17 protein-coding genes are annotated in these 19,350 nt (G+C 48.9%); 6 read left to right on the forward strand and 11 right to left on the reverse strand.

The window, feature by feature from the left end; genetic code table 11:
• The first annotated feature begins 74 nt into the window (after positions 1-74).
• Positions 75-1,070, forward strand: a complete 996-nt coding sequence (locus tag NWF04_04985) for a radical SAM protein (protein ID MCW4005935.1) — start codon at positions 75-77, stop codon at positions 1,068-1,070.
• Here NWF04_04985 and NWF04_04990 read toward each other — a convergent pair.
• The 3 genes from NWF04_04990 to NWF04_05000 all read right to left on the reverse strand — a co-directional run bounded on the left by NWF04_04990 (position 1,067) and on the right by NWF04_05000 (position 3,262).
• The gene (locus tag NWF04_04990) at positions 1,067-1,651 is read right to left on the reverse strand and encodes a DUF998 domain-containing protein (GenBank protein ID MCW4005936.1); all 585 of its coding nucleotides are present in this window, start codon (positions 1,649-1,651) and stop codon (positions 1,067-1,069) included. The two genes, NWF04_04985 and NWF04_04990, sit on opposite strands and share 4 nt — an antisense overlap.
• A gap of 36 nt (positions 1,652-1,687) precedes the next feature.
• Positions 1,688-2,827 carry a DUF763 domain-containing protein gene (locus NWF04_04995; protein MCW4005937.1) on the reverse strand — a complete coding sequence of 380 codons (1,140 nt, stop codon included), beginning with the start codon at positions 2,825-2,827 and terminating at the stop codon, positions 1,688-1,690.
• Positions 2,828-3,094: 267 nt separating this feature from the next.
• Positions 3,095-3,262 carry a hypothetical protein gene (locus tag NWF04_05000; GenBank protein ID MCW4005938.1) on the reverse strand — a complete coding sequence of 56 codons (168 nt, stop codon included), beginning with the start codon at positions 3,260-3,262 and terminating at the stop codon, positions 3,095-3,097.
• Here NWF04_05000 and NWF04_05005 point away from each other — a divergent pair.
• Positions 3,240-5,045, forward strand: a complete 1,806-nt coding sequence (locus tag NWF04_05005; protein MCW4005939.1) for a right-handed parallel beta-helix repeat-containing protein — start codon at positions 3,240-3,242, stop codon at positions 5,043-5,045. The two genes, NWF04_05000 and NWF04_05005, sit on opposite strands and share 23 nt — an antisense overlap.
• Here NWF04_05005 and NWF04_05010 read toward each other — a convergent pair.
• On the reverse strand, positions 5,020-5,526 hold the full coding sequence (locus tag NWF04_05010) for a uracil-DNA glycosylase (GenBank protein MCW4005940.1): 507 nt from the start codon (positions 5,524-5,526) through the stop codon (positions 5,020-5,022). The genes NWF04_05005 and NWF04_05010 overlap by 26 nt on opposite strands.
• 127 nt (positions 5,527-5,653) lie before the next feature.
• Here NWF04_05010 and NWF04_05015 point away from each other — a divergent pair, with 127 nt between their 5' ends.
• On the forward strand, positions 5,654-6,229 hold the full coding sequence (locus NWF04_05015) for a class I SAM-dependent methyltransferase (protein MCW4005941.1): 576 nt from the start codon (positions 5,654-5,656) through the stop codon (positions 6,227-6,229).
• Here NWF04_05015 and NWF04_05020 read toward each other — a convergent pair.
• The 4 genes from NWF04_05020 to NWF04_05035 all read right to left on the reverse strand — a co-directional run bounded on the left by NWF04_05020 (position 6,226) and on the right by NWF04_05035 (position 9,252).
• Positions 6,226-6,834, reverse strand: a complete 609-nt coding sequence (locus tag NWF04_05020; GenBank protein ID MCW4005942.1) for an alpha/beta hydrolase — start codon at positions 6,832-6,834, stop codon at positions 6,226-6,228. The genes NWF04_05015 and NWF04_05020 overlap by 4 nt on opposite strands.
• Before the next feature lie 73 nt (positions 6,835-6,907).
• Positions 6,908-7,384 carry a hypothetical protein gene (locus tag NWF04_05025; protein ID MCW4005943.1) on the reverse strand — a complete coding sequence of 159 codons (477 nt, stop codon included), beginning with the start codon at positions 7,382-7,384 and terminating at the stop codon, positions 6,908-6,910.
• Positions 7,385-7,564: 180 nt separating this feature from the next.
• Positions 7,565-7,807, reverse strand: a complete 243-nt coding sequence (locus NWF04_05030; GenBank protein MCW4005944.1) for a cytochrome B5 — start codon at positions 7,805-7,807, stop codon at positions 7,565-7,567.
• 65 nt (positions 7,808-7,872) lie between these two features.
• On the reverse strand, positions 7,873-9,252 hold the full coding sequence (locus tag NWF04_05035; GenBank protein MCW4005945.1) for a zinc-ribbon domain-containing protein: 1,380 nt from the start codon (positions 9,250-9,252) through the stop codon (positions 7,873-7,875).
• Between the two features lie 119 nt (positions 9,253-9,371).
• Here NWF04_05035 and NWF04_05040 point away from each other — a divergent pair, with 119 nt between their 5' ends.
• On the forward strand, positions 9,372-9,938 hold the full coding sequence (locus NWF04_05040) for an RDD family protein (protein MCW4005946.1): 567 nt from the start codon (positions 9,372-9,374) through the stop codon (positions 9,936-9,938).
• A gap of 23 nt (positions 9,939-9,961) precedes the next feature.
• Here the strand turns inward: NWF04_05040 and NWF04_05045 are convergent, their stop codons facing one another.
• The gene (locus NWF04_05045) at positions 9,962-12,223 is read right to left on the reverse strand and encodes a PQQ-binding-like beta-propeller repeat protein (protein MCW4005947.1); all 2,262 of its coding nucleotides are present in this window, start codon (positions 12,221-12,223) and stop codon (positions 9,962-9,964) included.
• 27 nt (positions 12,224-12,250) lie between these two features.
• Positions 12,251-13,072: a hypothetical protein gene (locus NWF04_05050; protein MCW4005948.1), complete on the reverse strand. Its 822-nt coding sequence runs from the start codon at positions 13,070-13,072 to the stop codon at positions 12,251-12,253.
• Between the two features lie 171 nt (positions 13,073-13,243).
• Here NWF04_05050 and NWF04_05055 point away from each other — a divergent pair, with 171 nt between their 5' ends.
• Positions 13,244-15,688, forward strand: a complete 2,445-nt coding sequence (locus NWF04_05055; protein ID MCW4005949.1) for a PQQ-like beta-propeller repeat protein — start codon at positions 13,244-13,246, stop codon at positions 15,686-15,688.
• A 182-nt stretch (positions 15,689-15,870) separates the two neighbouring features.
• On the opposite strand, the gene NWF04_05060 is transcribed toward NWF04_05055, so the two are convergent.
• Entirely contained in the window at positions 15,871-17,358 is a 1,488-nt protein-coding gene (locus NWF04_05060; GenBank protein ID MCW4005950.1) for a B12-binding domain-containing radical SAM protein, read from the reverse strand.
• A gap of 206 nt (positions 17,359-17,564) precedes the next feature.
• Here NWF04_05060 and metG point away from each other — a divergent pair, with 206 nt between their 5' ends.
• Positions 17,565-19,280: a methionine--tRNA ligase gene (gene metG / locus NWF04_05065; protein MCW4005951.1), complete on the forward strand. Its 1,716-nt coding sequence runs from the start codon at positions 17,565-17,567 to the stop codon at positions 19,278-19,280.
• Positions 19,281-19,350: the final 70 nt, after the last annotated feature.

The raw sequence follows: 19,350 nt of genomic DNA on the forward strand, positions 1-19,350 counted from the left end.
CTCGACCCGACGCCAACGCAAAAGAGGCAGGGTAACCAGAAAAGTTAAACAAGCCTCCGCCGTTTTGAACCGTTATGGGAAGCCTTAGCGCAGACGAGGTCTGGAACCTTAACCCCGCCCAACTACAAAACTTGCTGGACACAGGCAGCCTTGCCTCCAAAAACAAGACCGCCCGCTTTTACGCGCCAAGTTTTTCTTACTACAAAACAAGCCAGCACCAAACCCGCCCGACAGATTTCCCCACCATATCCATAACGGGCAATAGCTGCGCCCTAAACTGCAAACACTGCAACGGCATAGTCCTCCAAACCATGCACTCCACCACCACCCCAAAACAGCTTCTTGAATTCTGCACAAAAATCAAAAGTCAAGGCGCACTAGGTTGCCTGATAAGCGGCGGATGTACCCCCAGCGGCGTGGTTCCGCTCCAAGGTTTTGTGCCCACAATTGCTCAAATAAAGCGGGATTTGGATTTGACTGTTATGGTTCACACGGGCATTATTGATGCGCAGACCGCGTTGCAGCTTAAGCAAGCTCAAGTGGACACTGCACTTATCGACGTTATCGGGTCAAACCAGACCATCAAACAAATCTACAACCTAAAAGTTACCACCGCTGACTACGACCGCTCCCTGCAAGCTCTTGAGCAGTCAGGCATACCGTTTGTGCCCCACATAATCGCGGGGTTGCACCACGGCAAACTACAAGGCGAACTTGAAGCCCTGAAGATGGTTAGCAAATACAAGCCCTCTGCAGTAGTTATCATCAGTTTCATGCCCATCCACGGAACCGCCATGGCATCTACCACTCCCGCCGCGCCTATGGATATAGCAAAAGTCACCGCCGCCGCCCGCACGCTGTTCCCTGATACGCCAGTGGTTTTGGGTTGCATGCGACCAAAAGGCAAACACCGCAGCCAAACCGACGTTTTAGCCCTCAAAGCAGGCTCAGATGCTATAGCTTTTCCTAGCCAAGAAGCCATAGCTTATGCCCAGCAAAACGGCTACCAAACCACGTTCTCGTCATACTGCTGTGCACAAATCTACAAAGACCTAACAACCAAGGACTAAGCCTTGTTTTTGAGCATGCGGTAGCTTTGCACCCACACCCATATGCATCCTGCGGCGGCTGAGATGGTTTCGGGTATGGCAACGTTGGGAACATAATGCACGGTGAACTGCAGTACCCAGACGGAGGCGGCGATTAGGGCAATTGCTAAGGTGAAGAGGCTTAGGTTGCGTTTGTTTTGTTTCCAAAAAGCAGCCACGAAAGAGAGCATCGAGATGGGCAGAAACACGAAAAGCATTACGGAGACGATGTAGTGGGTGGGTCGAAAGTCTTCGTTGAAGATGCCGATTAGGATTATGGATATGCAGGCGATGAAGAAAAGCGCGGAGGATACTTTGCCTAAGGTATCTGTGCCTGCAAAACGGTAAAGTCCCAACGCAAATATGCAAAAGAGGATACCGCCTGTGATGAGTCCGCCGTTGAAGAGAGGCGCGGTTACGCCGCTTTGCACGCCAAGGTCGCTTAATGCGTTGTTTGTCCAGCTAAACTCTGGCCAAGAAGCAATAGAAAGCAAGATACAAGCAAACGTGAACAGCGGCGTAAAAAACCCAATTGCCGCGTAGAGTTTAGGTTGTCTAAACATCAAGTTGTTCTCCACATAAATGTTGCAGGGTTGGGTTTATGAGATTTGTGCATCTTCTGGCACGAACCGCCGCAGACCCTGGAGGGCGCGGGTTTTTTCTTTGTTGCCCAGTTTGGCTTCTTCGACGGCTTGTCGTAGGATGTGGATGGATTGGTCCATGGCTTTGCGGTTTACGGGGTAGGGGACGCCGTCTTTTCCGCCGTAGGCAAAGGAGTATTTGACGGGGTCTTTCCAGCTGGGTGCTTCGCCGTAGACCAGTTCAGCTACGAGGGCTAAGCCGCGCACGGTTGCGGGTCCAACACCATCTATGGCAAGGAGCTCCTCATAGTTGCTGGGTTGGGTGTGGTAGGCATTTGAGAGGGCTTTCCAGTTGATGTTACGTGGCATGTCTAGTAGCGTGATGTGTGGCTGGGCAGGGGGTTTTTGGGGGAGCCATGCGTGGAGCGTCTGCTGGTTGGGTTGTTTGGGGGGCATGGCGTCTTGGGCGAGGCGTTGGAGTTTTTGGGTGGGTTCCTTGGCTAAGTCCACGGAGGCTTTGCGGGCGGCTTCGCTTACCTTGGCGGTCATGTTTAGCACTGCGGGGTGGGTGGTGTTGCAAACTATCGCGTTGTGGGGTTCGACGATGAAGTTTTTGGTTTTGCTGCTTATCCAGTGGTAACGGCGGGCGGCGCGCTCTATTTGGCTCATGCCCTGCTGCACAACTGCCCATTTGCCTTCTTGCGAGATGAAAAACGCGTGGTGGTAGAGTTGATAGCCTGCTTGCACAGCGGTGTTGTCGACTTTGGCGGTTATTTTGCTTGTGTAGGTTAACTCGCGGATTTGGTCTTGGGAGAAATCGAATTTGTCGGCGGTTTTTTCGATGTCGCTTGGGGTTTTGCGGCTGGTCTTGCCCTTGCCCCCACACACAACTATGCCGTGCGTCTGCGCTGAAAGAGCCGTCTTCAAAACACCCGTAACCACCGTAGTCACGCCGCTACTGTGCCAATCGTAACCCAACACGCAACCCAACGCCTGAAACCAGTACGGGTCACTAAGCCGCTCCAAAAAAACATCCGCGCCATACTCATCAACAATAATCGAAGAAATCTCCCTTGCAAGCCCACACATCCTACCCGTCAACCAAGCAGGAGCCTTCCCACCATGCAAAGGCAAACGCGCATAACCCGTCCGATTCATAAACCCACAACAGACCTTCACAGCCTGAGCCTATTGTAGATATTTAACACATTCATGCCAAAAACTAACCTACCCTCCCCTTAGCGGCAAACCCCAATTTGGGCTGCTTCCAAGCTTTCGGGTTCAAAATGGTTGTTTCACGCGTCAATAAAAGTCACAGAAAGTCTGGATTCGTCATTTTTCGTCGTTTTTTGGTCAAGGTTTCTTGACTATGGCGTGCGTGTTGGGGGTGTTGGGTTTGGTCAAGTTTTCCTTACGAAAATGGATTTATCTAAAGTTTGTGCTGGTTAGTTTAGTTGAGATGTAAGAGATGAAGAGTTTGCCTTTGCGGGTTGCTTGCTGTGTTTTTGCGTGTTTGATTGTCACGGTGGGGTTTGCGGGGTTTGCGGGGGCGAATTTTTTCCCTGTGCCAATGCCTGAGCCCGCAATTGTCATTCAAAGCGACGGCAGCATAGACCCACCCTGCGAGGCAATCACCCAAGACGGCAGCACATACACGTTAAATCAAAACATCACAGGCTACACGTTAGCAGTTAAATGCAACAACATAACCTTAGACGGCGCAGGCTACACCCTACTCGGCGTTGAGAACAGCGCAGGAATTTTTCTGCAAGCTCAAAACAACGTAACCATCAAAAATTTTGGCATCTGCAACTTCACTTACGGAATCCTGTGCACGTGGTTAGGTTATAACCCTGGCATGCAGCTTGCGCTAAATAACACGTTTGTAGGCAATAGTTTTTCAAACAACACGTATGGCTTGTATGTTGAGGATATGTCCACGGGCAACCGCATCTTGGATAACACATTCACAGACAACACGCATGGCATCTACCTAAAAGAGTGCTCAGAAAACACTTTGCGAAACAACCGCATGCAAAACAACACCTACAACTTTTACGTCTACAGCTCATACATGCAAAACAGCGTAAATGACATCGACCAATCCAACACCGTCAACGGCAAACCCATCATATACCTCGTCAACCAAAACAGCGCCTCAATCCCCGCAGACGCAGGCTACATCGCGTTAGTGAACTGTACAGACATAACCGTGCAAGGTTTTGAGTTAAAAGGCAACGGGCAAGCCCTGCTTTTGGCAGGCGTAAGCAACGTGACCATAAAACAAAACACAATAACCGTCAACAAAAACGGCATCTGGCTCCTAAACTCCCAAAACAACACCATAACAGCAAACACCATAGCAGACAACACCTACGAGGGCATTTACATCAAAGAATCCACAAACAACACCATAACAGCAAACATTTTTGAGGGGAACGGTTTGAATGGAACCCAGGCGTCCCAAGTTCTTGGGTTAACAGGACGCGCAGCCATCCGACTATACGAAAGCTCAAACAACCGTATAACTCAAAACGTCATAACAGGTAACGGGGAGGGCATAACCTTTCACGGTGCAAACTCTAACAGCATAGCCAAAAACAAGTTCAACAGCACCCAAGACGAAACCCTGCATTTCTTCCAAAGCACAAAAAACCTTGTTGAAGAAAACATTTTCACCCAAAACAACGGTTGGACAATAAAAGTCTGGTCATCAGACAGCAACATCATCACCCAGAATCACATAGTAAACAACAGCCAAGGCATACTCATTGATGCGGGCGAACAAAACCAGATAACCCAGAACATGATAGCCAATAACACAGGCTGGGGCATGAGACTTGAAAGCTCCAGCAACGACTTCATGACCGCAGCTAACAACACCATCACCCAAAACAACTTCATAAACAACCAGCAAGAACACAACTTTGACATATCAATTCCGGGAATCTGGACATACCCCGAAGGAATGGTCGCAGGAGTCCCAAACACGTGGAACAACGAAACACACGGCAACTACTGGAGCCGCTACACAGACAGGTACCCTAACGCCACCCAAACCGCTGAAGGCACATGGGATACGCCGTGGGTAATCAACGAAAACAACATCGACCACCACCCCCTAACCAGTCCCGCCCCAATTAGCCTGCCCGACATAGAACCCAACCCCACAGCGACACTTCAACCCACATCAAATACTTCAGCGACCCCACAAAACACGGCAAACCAAACGCCCATAGCAACACCACAGCCTCTTGAATCAACAGCTCTCATACTAGCCACAGCAGCAACCATAGCAGTAGTAGCGGGTCTTCTGATAAACCAGAAAAGAAAAACAACCCATGATAGCTCTAAGGAAAAGCTTGCAGACGCTTAGATAACGTTTTGATTTGCTCTTCAAATCTAGCGTGCATCTTAGTGAAACGCATAGCAGCAGAAGGGTGGATGATTTCGATGTATTCGATGCCCTTTTCTCGGGGGGTTTCACGGGCTGAGGCACCAACTAAGATGATTATTTTGGGTTGGATGAGGCGGATTTGTGCTTGGAGGTGGGGTAGGCAGGCTTGGGTTTCGGCGGCGGTGGGTTTTCGGTTCTGTGGCGTGACGTGCTTTACGATGTTGGTGATAAAGATTTGGCTGCGGTCTATACTGTGCTCAGCAAGGGCGTTGGTTAAGAATTTTCCTGACCTGCCAACAAACGGGCGCCCAGAGGCATCTTCGTCTTTGCCAGGGTTTTGCCCAACAAGCATGACCTTCGCATCTTTGTGACCTTCACCAACAACCACGTTTTTGGCATCCCGCCACAGCGGGCATTTTTTGCACTGTTTAATTTGCTCATGCAACTCTTCAAGAGACAACCAATCACCTTTGCCGTTTGCAACCCAAACCAAGCAGGCTAAAAAAAGTTTTTCACCCCCCAAAACAGGCGAAGCCACCAAAAACCCTTAATCACAAGGGCGGTATCCAGTTTGTAGGTGAACATGTATGGTTTGTCATGGTGGTTTTTCGTTAGATGAGAAGAAGCGCCGTAGCTGGTATGACCCTGAAGCCATTTTGAAGGATGTTGGTTTGGCTGAGGGTATGACGTTTGTGGATATGGGCTGTGCAGATGGGTTTTTCACGTTGCTTGCATCCAAAGTTGTGGGCGCAGAAGGCAAGGTTTACGCGGTGGATATTGACGCGAAAGCTATAGAGAAGCTAAAGCGAAAGCTAGTTGAGCAAGGAGTGGGCAATGTGGAGGCGAAAGTGGCAAAAGCAGAGGAAACCGTGTTTTGCAAGGGAAAAGCGGACGTTGTTTTTTTCAGTATGGTTTTGCATGATTTTCATGACCCAGTGCAGGTTTTGTGCAACGCCAAATCTATGCTCAAGCCTGAGGGGACGTTGGCGAATTTGGATTGGAAAAAAGAAGACACCAGCTTTGGTCCACCCGAACATATACGGTTTAGCACACAGCACGCTTCAGAACTCATGGCAAAGGCAAACCTAAAAGTGCAAACCAGCAAAGACGTTGGACCCCACCACTACCTGATAACTGCCAAACCCGCTAAACAGACCTGTTAAAGCTGCTCGGCGGCGGCGTAGAGCTCTAGCACTTCACGGTTAAAACGTTTGGGCTCAGCCAGATATGCAGAATGCCCCGCATCCTGATACGTAAAAAGCTTCGCGTGTGAAAGTTTGCCAGCTAAAGTACGCATATCTTCACCTTGCACCAAATTATCCTCCGAACCCCACACAATGCGCACAGGAAAACTAAACTGGGAATACGATTTGGCAAGTGTGGAGTCAAGGGCGCTGGCAGGCGCAACTAAAAACAAGCCTTTTACGGGGTACTTGGCGGCGTAGTTAAGAGCAATTTTGCCACCTAAGCTTGCACCCAAAATAACAGGAGCATGCGAGCCAAAAAACATCTCCACCGCCGCCTGAACCACCGCAACGTTCGCGTCTACGTCTTGAGTTTTAGGTTGACAACTGCTTTTGGCTCCGTAAGGCATATCCAGCGCCAAAAACGGAATCTTTTTCTCAGCAAACAACTGCGTGGTGCCTATGCGTTGCCAAACATCCACCGTGTACGAGTAGCCGTGAAGCAAAACGACGGGGACACCATCGGCTTTATGCAGTAGGCTTTGGCATTTGTAACCTGCAAGTTGCAGTGTTTTCTCAGACAAACAGGTACACCAACAAGTATTGACGCGGCAAAACAGATAAAAGCATTTAGTTTCCAGGCGGGCACAAGATCGGTTAGGTTTTTGCAGTCTGGGTTGCGTTTAGGGTTTTGTTGGTTCTGCGTATGTGCATGAAGCCTTCTATGGTGAAGAGCGCCATGGCGAAGACGGTGACAAGCATGAGTAGTAGGAAGAAGACTTTGAATTGGTAGTCTTCAACGGCGTAGTGCATAGCAAGAACTATGATTTCCACGATGAGGATTGCTGTGAAGATTATGGTGTAGAGGAGCATTTTGGGGAGCAGGCGGCGTCCGACCCAGATGTAGCCGCGCATGTTGACTTTTCGTTTGACGATGTAGTCGCCGTATTCGTTTTTTTCAAGCAAATCCGTGTCTTCAAGTTTTTGCAGGTGCCTATACGCGACGCTGGGACTGCTCAGGTGCGCACCTTTGGTGACTTCACGCGGACCCACAGGCTTACCTGCCTTAACCACGTACCAATACACACTCAAAGTGATATCTTCAAGACTCTTGAAGTCCCCACTACCCACCATCTAACCACCTCAACAGGCTCGTCTTACCTGTTAGCCACAACCACCTATTAGTCTTACCACACAACACAAAACACCAGGCGCCCAGCCAAAAAACCAGCGTAACAAAAGATTGCAAAACAAGAAAGGCAGGCAAAAAGCTACAAGCAAAGAAGAAAAATTGGAAAATTCAAAGAGGGATTGTTAGGGTGCGAGTTTGCCGACGACTTTCATGTTGTCGAGGTTTTCTGGTCCGTGGGGTGCGATTTCTAGTTCGGCGGTTAGGTCGTTGCCTGCTTGGTGTGAGCTTAAGTGGTCGCCGCCTGACCAGAAGGAGCTGTTGGATACGTCGTAGACTTTGCCTTTGTATCCTACGTATGCGGGGTTGCCGTTTTGTCCATTGTATTTTGCGAGTTCTTCAAGTGAAAAGGTTTTTTCTTCTCCCAAAAACGTCACCGTCTAACAGATAGGTAAAGAGCAGGATTCGTTTAAACATTTAGGAAAAAGAAGGGTTACTGGGCGAAAACGTAGCTTTCTTCGGTTATGGTGTTGTTTTGCCAGGTTCCTGTCCAGATTATGCGGTAGGGAATTGAAGCTTGCCCGTCTGCGGTGGTAGCGGAGTAATCGGCGGTCACGGTGTAGGGAGCGTTTGGCACCACGGGGTACTGTAGGGTTACGTTCCAGCCGCTGCTTAGGTAAGTGTAAGTTTCAGCACCTATAAGCCCCGTGTCCACTCTGCCGCCTGTCCAAGCAAAAACCTGCATAAACACGGCGGTTTCAGGATGATTCGCTTCGATGTACGCCATAACTTGGTTGCGCACCTGCTCTTGAGTCGACAGCTCCTTTGGAGTGTAAACCGCGTTTATGTTAACGCTACCAGTGGTAGTTTCCAAATCCACAAGAAAGTTACCCGCCGCGGGGTAATTGCTTGAGTAAATCGGCGATTCGTCACCGACAAAATTTGTTGAATCCACGTTTATGCTTCCCACGTCAGTGTCTGAGGTTATCTGGGCGCCCACTTGACCGCTTATGTTCAAGTTCAAGTTGACTCTGCCAGTGGTGGTTTTGGCGTTAAAGGAAACGTTTCCAGACAAATCCCTGCTGTGCAAAACGGACGCAGTTACCGAGCCCGTGGTGGAGCCAAGTTTGACTTCGCTGGTTGGGGAAACGTGGATGTTGTTCCAGACAAAATTGACTCTGCCTGTTGTGGTTTCGATGGAAATATCGCCGTTAACAAATACAGTATCTAGTAGGTCGGCTTCAACGGTGCCAGTTTGTGTCTGCAACGATAAATCCTCAAACGTCACAGGCGCATCAGCACTCAAAGTTATCGTTCCCACCGTGTTTTGCACGTCCAAATCAACAACGGCGGAGGCGTCAACGTAAACGTTGCAGGTTACATCTAAAGCAAACGATGAAAGCCAGGTTTCAGACCGCGAAACCTCAGAGGTCACAGTTAAGACTCCACTGCTGGTTTGGCTGCTTAAACTCAACTCTACAGGCTCTGAGGAACCTAAAAACCCAGTTGACCCCTGCGCAGTAACGTCCACTCGAACAAAATCGTCAGGCAAATCTGTACAGACCACGTTGACCTGTGCAATATCTGCCTCAAAATCCAGTTTAATCATGTCCACGGCGCCAGATTTAGGAATGGATTTAGAGTCTGCGAAATCTACGTCGTTAACGGGAACAAAAAACAAAAACGCCAAAAGAAAACCTACAATGGCAATTGCCGCCACGACCGATATCAGCAAGGGGAGAGCACTGGAGCGGCTCCTTTGTATGACAGGTGTATGTTTGGGTTGCGCAGCAGCTACGGTTGGAGTACCGCAGAGTCTGCAAAACCGTGCACCCTCATCTAGTCTAGCACCACATTTACGACAATAATACATATAATAAGCAGCCTCACTTAACTCACCGCCCCTCAAAATTTAAACTTTCCAGTTCTAAACTAAAGTTTTCAGATGTGTATTTCAGAAAAGCAAAATATAGCCCTGCACAGAATAGGTAGGTGAGGAAAATAGAAGTGGTTTACTGCGAAAAATGTGGAAATCCAGTGCCTGATGATTCGCTGTTTTGTCCTAGCTGTGGCGCACCTGTAGCTCAGGGTTCACGCGTGAATTATGGGGCTTCAGCAGTTTCTGATTTGAGGTTGGCAAACTGGTTTGAACGTTTTGTTGCTTGGATCATAGATGTTTTGGTAATCAACGTTTTCTTAGCAATCCTAAGCGCTATAATTTACTTTAACCCCTTCGTCCTAAGCAACTCCAACTGGCTGCCCTTCTGGGGATGGATTCCCTTTGTCAGCTTTGGAGGAACGTCCGTAGCAAGCTTCCTTTACTGGACACTAATTGAAAGCGCAAACAACGGCAGGTCAATTGGCAAAACAGCCATGCGCCTTCGCGTAGTACAAACCAACGGCAGACCCGCAAGAATAGACCAAATAGCCATATCAAGCATAGGCAAATCCTTCCTGCTAATCATAGACTTCATAATAGGCTTAATCCTGTACCCCAGAAAACACCAACGCGTCTTCAACCACATATCACAAACCATCGTCATACACGAACAAAACTAGCAACTCAAACCCGCAAACGGGTTTTACCTAAACTTTTTTCTTTTGTACCGCAAAGCCAGCAACGCCGCCAAAACAACAGCCACTGCCAAACCAACCACCACCAACCACAAAACATCACCTAACCACACATCATCTTGGGAACCCGAGTTGTCAAGTTCACCTATCGCATAAAACGCGTGATCATACGAACCCACATACAAAACCCCGTTAGATATGGCTGGAGAAGAAACCACCCAATCACCCGTCTGGTAGCTCCACACAAACGCGCCCGTAGACGCATCCAGAGCGTAAACTTTACCGTCATACGAACCCACAAAAACCATGCCTTCAGCAACCGCAGGAGAAGAAGCCACATCGCCCTCTGTGCCAAACCGCCAAAGCTCCACACCCAAAACAGCATCCAAAGCATACACGTACCCATCGCTTGAACCCACAAAAACCACACCGTCGGATACAGCAGGAGAAGAAGCCACAGCTCCGCCTGTAGTGTAGTTCCAAATGGGTGCGCCTGTTTTTGCGTCCAAAGCGTAGAGGTTATGGTCGTATGAGCCCACATACACGGTGCCGTCGGATACGGCGGGGGAGGAGATGACTACGTTTTGGGTGGTGTAGTTCCAGAGTAGAGAGCCGTTGGTGGCGTTGAGTGCGTAGAGGTTATGGTCGTTGGAACCCACATACACGGTGCCGTCGACTACAGCGGGGGAGGATAGGTGAATTTGTTCGTTTGTGGTGTAATTCCAAATCTTGATACCCTCTGAGGCGTCTAAGGCGTACACGTTATGGTCTTCAGAACCCACATACACAACACCGTCCACTACTGCGGGGGAGGAAACAACGGCGTATCCTGTGGTGTAATTCCAAATCTTGATACCCTCTGCAGCATCCAAAGCGTACACGTTGCCATCATACGATCCCACATACACAACACCGCCTAAAACCGCGGGAGCTGAAAGCATAACCATATCCCCTGTCTTGTATCGCCACAACACCTCACTGGAAAACTCATCCAACGCCACAACCCCCGTAGAAGCATTCAAAGCATACACGTAACCATCATAGCCACCCACATACACAATGCCATCCACCACCGCCGCAGAAGAATCCACCACCCCACCCGTGACATAGCGCCACTTCAAGGTGCCATCCTTTGCGTCCAAAGCGTAAAGCGCCCCATCCCAAGAACCAACAAAAACCACGCCACCTGAAACCACAGGCAAAGAAATTACCATCTCACGGGTTTCATAGCTCCACACAAACGCGCCCGAAAAAGCATCCAAAGCATAGATTTTTTTGTCGTTGGAGCCGATGTAGACTATGCCCTCTGAAACCGCGGGGGAAGAAGCTATGATATCTGCGGTTTGGTAGCTCCACACAAACGCGCCCGAAATAGCATCCAAGGCGTAAACTTTGCCGTCGGTGGAGCCAACAAAAACTGTGTCTTGGGCTACGGCGGGACCTGAAAACACGGGACCGTTGGTTGTGTAGCTCCACAAAAAGTTCCCCGTGGTGGCGTTGAGCGCGTAGAGGTTGCCGTCGTTAGAGCCGATGTAGAGTCTGCCCTTTGAGATGGTTGGGGTTGAGACTATGCCTTCGCCTGTTTGGTAGCTCCACACAAAAGCGCCCGTGGATGCATCCAGAGCGTAAACTTTGCCGTCTTGTGAGCCTATGTAAACTATGCCCTCGGAGAGGGCGGGGGAGGAGAGCATGATTTGCCCGTCGGTAGCGTAGCTCCAGAGCAGTGCGCCGTCTGTGGCGTTTAGGCAGTAGAGGTTGTTGTCTTCTGAGGGGGCGTAGACTTTGCCTTCGTGGTATAGGATGGCTGAGTCGACGAAGTAGCCTGTTTGGTAGCTCCACACAAAAGCGCCTGTGGTTGCGTTTAAAGCGTAAACTTTGAAGTCTTCGGAGCCCACGAAAACCAAGCCTTCCCCCACCGCCGCAGGAGACAAAACATTCGCGCCCGTCTGATACGCCCACAAAAGCTGACCCGAAGACGCATCCAAAGCGTATATGTTATCATCCAAAGAGCCAACGTACACAACATCCTCAAAGACTGTGGGGGAATCTACTGGTCCGCCTGTGTTGAACCGCCATAGGGTCTGGTTTGTTTTTGGAGCAGTTGATTGGGAGGAGCCTGTGTGTGCGGCGTTGTGGTGAAACATAACCCAGTTATCCTCAGCAGGTGTAGAGTCTGTGTTGGGTAAGGCGTTGATGCTTACAGGAAGAATCGCTGCTAAAACCATCAGAGCTAAGAAAGAGCAAACTAACGAGTCATTATGGATTCGCACGTTAACTACAGAGACGCTTTTGAGGTATTATTTTTTGGGGTTTGCAGCAACGGGTGCAGGTAAGTCGGTTGCGGTAATCCAAAGTAAATCAAAGTAGTCTTGGTAAGCCTCGACCATGCTTGTGTAGTCTGACCATAGAGAAGAGGATTTCCCAAAGTCCTTTTCCGAACAAAGAACAACCGAGAGTTCTTTCACGTCGTATATACAAAACCGTGTAACCAGTGAAGGATTTCTTCGAATTCGTATTTTACAGTTAGGACTATTAAGGAAAGTGTTAGGAAGGGCGATAGGAGAATAATCCTCTGCCGTGACATCAACTATGAAACGGATTTGTACGCCGTTCTTCAATGCCCACTCAAATTCTTCGGTCATAAAGAACAAAGCTTGCGTCAAGCATTTCGTTGTGGATATGACATCAATTGTCCGTTGAGCAGACGAAACAGCTTTTCTAAACCGGAAAATCAAAGCATCCCCTTGAGGAACCAGCAGCAGCTTTGGCTCTTCATAACCAACTACGGCCCCATTTTTTCTCCTAAATTTACGGGCTATCATTTTGGTTTTTGCCTGCAACCTAAACGTTTTCTCAATTCTGCGGTTCAACAAAACAGAGAAGGCGTCTTGGAGGGGAATGGCTCTAAACCTCATTGGCGCGTTAATTTGCTTTTCAATTAGCCCAAGCTGTTCTAATTCATCAAGCACTTTATAGACGTCTTGTCTAGCTATCTTCAAGAAGTTAGCTATAGACCGCGCATTTGAATCCTTATGCTCTACAAGAACCAAAAACACCCTTGCTTGCCTGCAAGTTAGTCCTAGTTCTTTTAGAGTTTCCACTTCTTCATCGTGACCCATGTGTCTCTCCTACTGTAAGGTCATTGCAACTGGCTAGTGTATTTTCAAACTTAAATTTTAATGGCTGTCAGTCGAGATGGTAGTCGACATGATGTTAAATACGGAATCAGAACACAAAACTGGCTCGTTAAAAATATGAGAAACTAATAGGAAATGAGGAAAACAAAAGTGATGTACAAAACCGCAAACACACAACTCAACTCGAAAAGACAATATGTTAAACTTGCGGCAGCTTTAGCATTGACAGCAATAATTCTACTGTCCTGTTTGCAAATCGCCCCAGTCCAAGCAAAAACCAAAACCTTTGGTTTCCTAAACGCAAACCCAACGGTTGTTGGTCTGGGACAAACAATATTGTTTAATTCGTGGGTTACCCCCCAGCCACCAATGTTTCCAGGAACAAGCGACGGAATAAAGCGCACCGGTTACTACTATGACTTCACCAAACCCGACGGAAGCACCTTCACGGAAGGACCGCGAACATCGGACGGTGCAGGAACAGACTGGTTTGTTATAACAGCAGATGAACTTGGAACTTGGAAAGTCAAATTCCGCTGGGCAGGAGATGACCTCTACGAAGGATGTGAAACTGTTGAGACAACATTTGTTGTACAACAAGACCCTCCCCCAGGATGGTCAGAAACCCCGCTTCCAGAAGGATACTGGACACGACCTATATCCGCAGCTGACCGTGGATGGTATGTAATCGGCGGAGCATGGATGCAATCAACAGGCAGAGACAGCCCATGCTTTAACCCCTACAGCACAGGACCAGACACTGCACACGTACTCTGGACAGTTGAAACAGGAATGGGCGGACTCATCGGAGGCGAATACGGAGCTACAGACTACAGCTGTTCAGCACCCTCTAAGGTCATCATGTACGGAAGAGCATACTACGTTGCAAATGGCGCCATTCACTGCGTTGATGTCCACACAGGAGAAGAAATATGGAACCCACCAGTACCTACAACTGCAAGGTCAGTGTTTGCTCTACCTGGACCTACTCCATACCTATGGGCACTTAGCTCAAACAGGTTTGAACGATTTGATGCCTCCACTGGAGAATCAACCAAAATCGTTACGGGTCAACCAGGCGGGGACGAACTCATAAATTTGCTGGGTTCATCCAGAAGCTGGCGTATGAACAGGCAATGGCTGGATTCAAACGGTATCTTCTACATTAACATTGACGACAGCTTGGAGCGTTTCATCGGAACATTGGCATATGACACCAAAGTGTCCAGCACCAACTTCTACGCAGGCGTACTTTGGCACATACAACGTGAAAGCATGAACTCAACCACAGTGCACCTCTACGATTACCCCTACGGCAACTCTACTGCTGAGATCATAGAAACCTACACCATGCCCATTCAGGACTTAGCCAGCTTGGCTGTTGACACTGCAAACGGCATAGTCTTCCACTTATCCAACGGAGGCAACTCCACTGCTGCACTTAACGCAACAACTGGAGAGCTAATGTGGAACATACAAAGAGAATACTACATTGAAGGACAAGGCGTAGCAATGAACGGCGTAGGCAGCTGCGGCGCAACTGATACCATGAAAGTCTACGGATTTGACCTCTACACTGGAGAGCAAATCTGGGAAAGCGAACCAAGCACTTACCCATGGGGTGGCTTTAGAGCCTACTCTGCAGGTGCTGACTACAACAACTTCTACTTCCTAGCCTACGACGGAACAATCCGAGCATACGACATAAACACTGGAAACATTGAATGGACAGTCTCTTCAGGCGTCGACGTAAGCGGCGAAACCCCCTACGGCACATGGCCCTTCTACAACAATCCCGCAATTGTCAACGGCAAAGTCTACGCAACCACAGCCGAACACACACCCACACACCCCCTCAAACGAGGCGATAAACTCTACGGCATCAACAGCGAAACAGGCGACGTAATGTGGAGCATACTAGGATGCAACCAGCAAATAGCCATCTCAGACGGCGTACTAGTAGCATCCGACAGCTACACACCAGTCCTATACGGCTTTGACAAAGGACAAACTGAAACAACCGTTGTAACTTCACAAAAGATTGCAGCAAGAGACGCAATGGTACTGTTTGAAGGAACAGTCATGGATCTGTCACCAGCGCAACCAAACACCCCCGCAATATCTGACGAGGACATGTCTGCATGGATGGAATATATACACATGTACCAGCCAAAACCAGACGCAACAGGCGTTCAAGTGCACCTAACAGCTATTGACCCCAACGGCAACCTCCAAGACATCGGCTACGCCACCAGCGACTCCTTAGGCAACTACGCAATCACATGGATACCCCCAGTACCAGGACTATACACAGTAACAGCCACCTTTGAAGGATCTGGCGCATACTACAGCAGCGAAGCAGGAACAAGCTTTGTAGCCTTAGAAACTGCCGCTACACCAGCAGCCTCACCATCAACACCATCAACTACTCAAACACCCGCTACTCCAACACCAATCCAGCCAGCCTCACCATCACCAAGTGAAGCACCACAGCCACCCACAAGCAGCACTCCAACTGAAACCTACATAGTCATAGGCGCAGCAGTCATCATAATCGTAGCCGCAGCAGCAGCACTACTCCTAAGACAACGCAAATAAACACAAAAAATCAACATTCCCCTCTTTTTTAGGGAAAACAAAACAGAGAGAAGGGGCTGAAAGGGCTTTGGTGATGATTCAATCTCGTCAAACAGCAGAATCGACGGGTTTCATTTTCTCTCTCCCATTTGGTTCCAGAGCCCCAGCAAACCTCTAACCTCTCCTCCGTTTTAAATAACGGCTTACCCAGACGAAAACAAGTTCTTAATATAGCGAAGAGCTATGCCGGGTTGGTTCCAGAGAGTTTCAAGCGTAGTTTTAGGGTACTTGATTGTATTTATGAGCGAGATTTTGCGGTACTGTTGCAGTGCGTTTTCGGCTATGGCTTTGACTTCTTCGGCGGTGAAGTCCTCGGTTTCTATGAGAGGGTTTCCACGGGTTTGCCTAACCTCTGCTAAAGCCCGCGGCGTAAGGCATTCTTTTAGGTAGCCCTTTTTGAGGCATTCCTCATACAGCTTCGTGCCATACGAAGGCGTCGCAACCAGCAAATGCATCCCCACATCATACTCGCGTTTAAGACGCAACGCAAACTCGACAGTACGCTCCATGTTCTCTTTCTTTTCCCCAGGAAAACCTATAACAAAAAAAGCGCCGCTTTTCAGCCCGATTTGCTTGCAAAGCTTCACGGTTTCCTCCACACGTTTAAGGTCAAGGTCTTTGTGGATAATATTATCCAGCACGTACTGGTCACCTGATTCCACACCGAAAAATGCGCTTTTACAGCCTGACTTTTTCATCTTTTTAAGAAGCTCAAGGTTTAGGCGGTCGGCGCGGATGCCGTTGGGGGTTTCCCAGTTCACATTAATTTTGCGCTCAAGCATTTTGTCGCAAATTGCCTCGAAACGTTTCTGGTCAAAGGTGAGGTTATCGTCCTCGAAAAACAGGGTTTTCACGCCAAATTTGTCGATGACGTACTGGATGTGGTCTGCAACATACTTTGGGCTGTGGGCTCTGAATGTTTTGCCCATGTGCAGGTGAACCGAGCAAAAACAGCAGTTATACGGGCAGCCGCGGCTGGTAATCATGCTAATCGAACGGGACTTAAAGCTGCGGTACTCAATTTTGACAGGATTTAGGTACTGCTCCATATCCACCAAATGATACGCAGGATACGGCAAAGCATCCAAATCCACAATAAACGGACGCGGCGGAGTCACCGTGACTTTTCCGTTTTTTCGGTACGCAATCCCCGTGACGCGATCGAAGGCTTTTTTCTCCGCGGCGGCTTTGGCAAGCTCAAGCATCGTGTATTCGCCTTCGCCAATCACTGCTACGTCAACTGCCTGTGCCTCATCCAAAAACTCTTTGGGCATAACCGTCACATGCGGACCACCCACCACCGTCAAAACCTGTGGGTCCAAAGACTTGGCTACTGAGGCGACTTTTTTGGCGTGCTCTATCTGCGTGGAAAACGGGTTGCCTATTCCTATTATGTGGGGTTTTCTTTTTTGGATTTCCTGCTGCAACTGCTCGTAGGTCATGCCAACTTCAATGGTGTCCCCAACGTTTCGCGGCGGCGCATCAAACATGAACGCATCCAAAATCTCAACTTCAAAACCCGCCTTATCCAAAACCGCCGCCATATACATCAGACCCAACGGCAAATTACCCGAAACCAAATCCGAACCAGGATAAAACGACTGCGGCGGATTAACAAGAAGAACTTTCACCTCATACGCCTCCTAATCTGCCAAAAAATTCTGTCTGCCTCGCTAAAACGTCCTTCGAGTAACGCATGGGCTGCCATCCATACAAACGTAACCAAAGTACCGCATAAATCTTGCCTAAAACAGCGAAAAAGGAAGCTGCATTTGAAGGGGCACGGTTTTAAGGGACAGGTTTTATATCTCCTAACCTATCCAGAAGTTGGGATGTGTTGAAGTTTACGGTTGGTAAGGTTTTGGTTACTTCGGCTTGGCCGTACATTAATGTGACTCCTCATTTAGGTAATCTTGTGGGTTCGGTTTTGTCGGCGGATGTTGCTGCGCGGTTTTTTAGGTTGCGGGGGTTGGATGTTTTGATGGTTAGTGGTTCGGATACGCATGGGACGCCTATTGAGGTGGAGGCGATTAAGGAGGGTGTGTCGCCTAAGGTTTTGACGGATAGGAACCACGCGCGGGTTTCGGAGTTGTTTAGGGCGTGGGAGGCGAGTTTTGATAACTACACCAGCACTGAAAGTTCTGTTCACAAAGAGTTTGTGCAGCAGCACCTGATGAAGGTTTACGAGAACGGCTACATTTTCTCTCAGGAAACCCAGATGCTCTACTGCGAACATGACCGCCGTTTCTTGCCTGACCGTTTCGTTGAAGGAACCTGCCCCCACTGCGGATACGAAAACGCCCGTGGTGACCAATGTGACAAATGCGGCAGACTCCTAGAAGGCACGCTTGTTGAACCCAGATGCAGCATCTGCAAGAACACACCCGCCATGAAAACCACGAAGCACTGGTACATTGACCTCTCCCGCTTCGCCAAGCCCCTCATCAAGTTCCTTGAAGAAAACCAGCAAATCCCAAGCAACGCCAAAAACTTTAGTCTCAACTGGATAAAAGAAGGCTTAAAACCCCGCGCCGTCACCCGCGACGTAGAATGGGGCATACCCGCGCCGTTTCCCGGAGCAGAAGGCAAAACTATCTATGTCTGGGTTGAAGCCGTCTTAGGCTACGTTTCCGCAACCATAGAAGCCTGCCAAAAAGCTGGGGAACCACAAAAGTGGCGTGAGTTCTGGTTTAACAAAGACACCAAAACCATGTATTTTGTGGGTAAAGACAACATACCTTTCCACACAATCATCTTGCCCGCACTGCTTTTGGCTTCTGGTGAGGATTATAATTTGCCGTGGAACGTATCCGCAACCGAGTTCTTACAGTTCAAGGGCGAGAAAGCCAGCAAAAGCCGCAAAATTGGCATCTGGATAGACGAAGCCCTACAAGTTTTCCCGCTGGATTACTGGCGCTTCTTCCTCATATCTACGCGCCCCGAAACCAAAGACACCAACTTTAGCTGGGACTTTTTCACTGACAAAATCAACGCCGACCTCAACGACACCTACGGCAACTTCATCCACCGCACCCTTACCTTTGTCAACTCCAAATTTGGCGGCGAAGTCCCCTCACAGGGCGAGCTTGACGCTGATGACCAAGCCGTACTCGCTATGGTGCAAGAGAAAGTTAATGCAGTAACTCGTGATTTGGAAGCTGCCAAGCTGCAGTCCGCCGCCAACACGCTCATTAGCTTAGCCCGCGCAGGCAACCAGTACCTCAACGAAAAAGAACCCTGGAAACTACTCAAAACCGATCCGCCCAAAGCGGCAACCATATTTTACGTGTGCATCCAAATTGTAAAAGCACTCGCTGTGGCGTCCTCACCAATTATGCCCCAGACCGCAGAGCAGATATGGCAGACCCTTGGGTTCTCAAGCGGCATAGAGGCGGGCATGTGGAACCAAGCAACGACAACTCTGGAGGAGGGGCACAAAATCAATAATCCTAAGCCGTTGTTCAAAAAAATTGATGCTACCCCCGAAGAGTTGGAGGCTTTGCTTTTGGAGGCACGCAACAAAGTGCAGGAGTTGAAAGCAAATTCCAGTTAAGGCTGACCTGCACGTTCACACCATCTACTCCAAAGACTCCCTTATCACACCCGAAGAACTCGTTTTCTAC

This window comes from Candidatus Bathyarchaeota archaeon (assembly GCA_026014465.1).
GTDB lineage: Archaea > Thermoproteota > Bathyarchaeia > Bathyarchaeales > Bathycorpusculaceae > JADGNF01.

What these genes read in the sequence shown, in the direction of transcription:
- NWF04_05035 (MCW4005945.1), bottom strand. Translation starts at nt 9,252, where the DNA reads ATGTATTATTGTCGTAAATGTGGTGCTAGACTAGATGAGGGTGCACGG.
- NWF04_04985 (MCW4005935.1), top strand. Translation starts at nt 75, where the DNA reads ATGGGAAGCCTTAGCGCAGACGAGGTCTGGAACCTTAACCCCGCCCAA.
- NWF04_05055 (MCW4005949.1), top strand. Translation starts at nt 13,244, where the DNA reads ATGTACAAAACCGCAAACACACAACTCAACTCGAAAAGACAATATGTT.
- NWF04_04990 (MCW4005936.1), bottom strand. Translation starts at nt 1,651, where the DNA reads ATGTTTAGACAACCTAAACTCTACGCGGCAATTGGGTTTTTTACGCCG.
- NWF04_05000 (MCW4005938.1), bottom strand. Translation starts at nt 3,262, where the DNA reads ATGACAATTGCGGGCTCAGGCATTGGCACAGGGAAAAAATTCGCCCCC.
- NWF04_04995 (MCW4005937.1), bottom strand. Translation starts at nt 2,827, where the DNA reads ATGAATCGGACGGGTTATGCGCGTTTGCCTTTGCATGGTGGGAAGGCT.
- NWF04_05005 (MCW4005939.1), top strand. Translation starts at nt 3,240, where the DNA reads ATGCCTGAGCCCGCAATTGTCATTCAAAGCGACGGCAGCATAGACCCA.
- NWF04_05015 (MCW4005941.1), top strand. Translation starts at nt 5,654, where the DNA reads ATGGTTTGTCATGGTGGTTTTTCGTTAGATGAGAAGAAGCGCCGTAGC.
- NWF04_05025 (MCW4005943.1), bottom strand. Translation starts at nt 7,384, where the DNA reads ATGGTGGGTAGTGGGGACTTCAAGAGTCTTGAAGATATCACTTTGAGT.
- NWF04_05050 (MCW4005948.1), bottom strand. Translation starts at nt 13,072, where the DNA reads ATGGGTCACGATGAAGAAGTGGAAACTCTAAAAGAACTAGGACTAACT.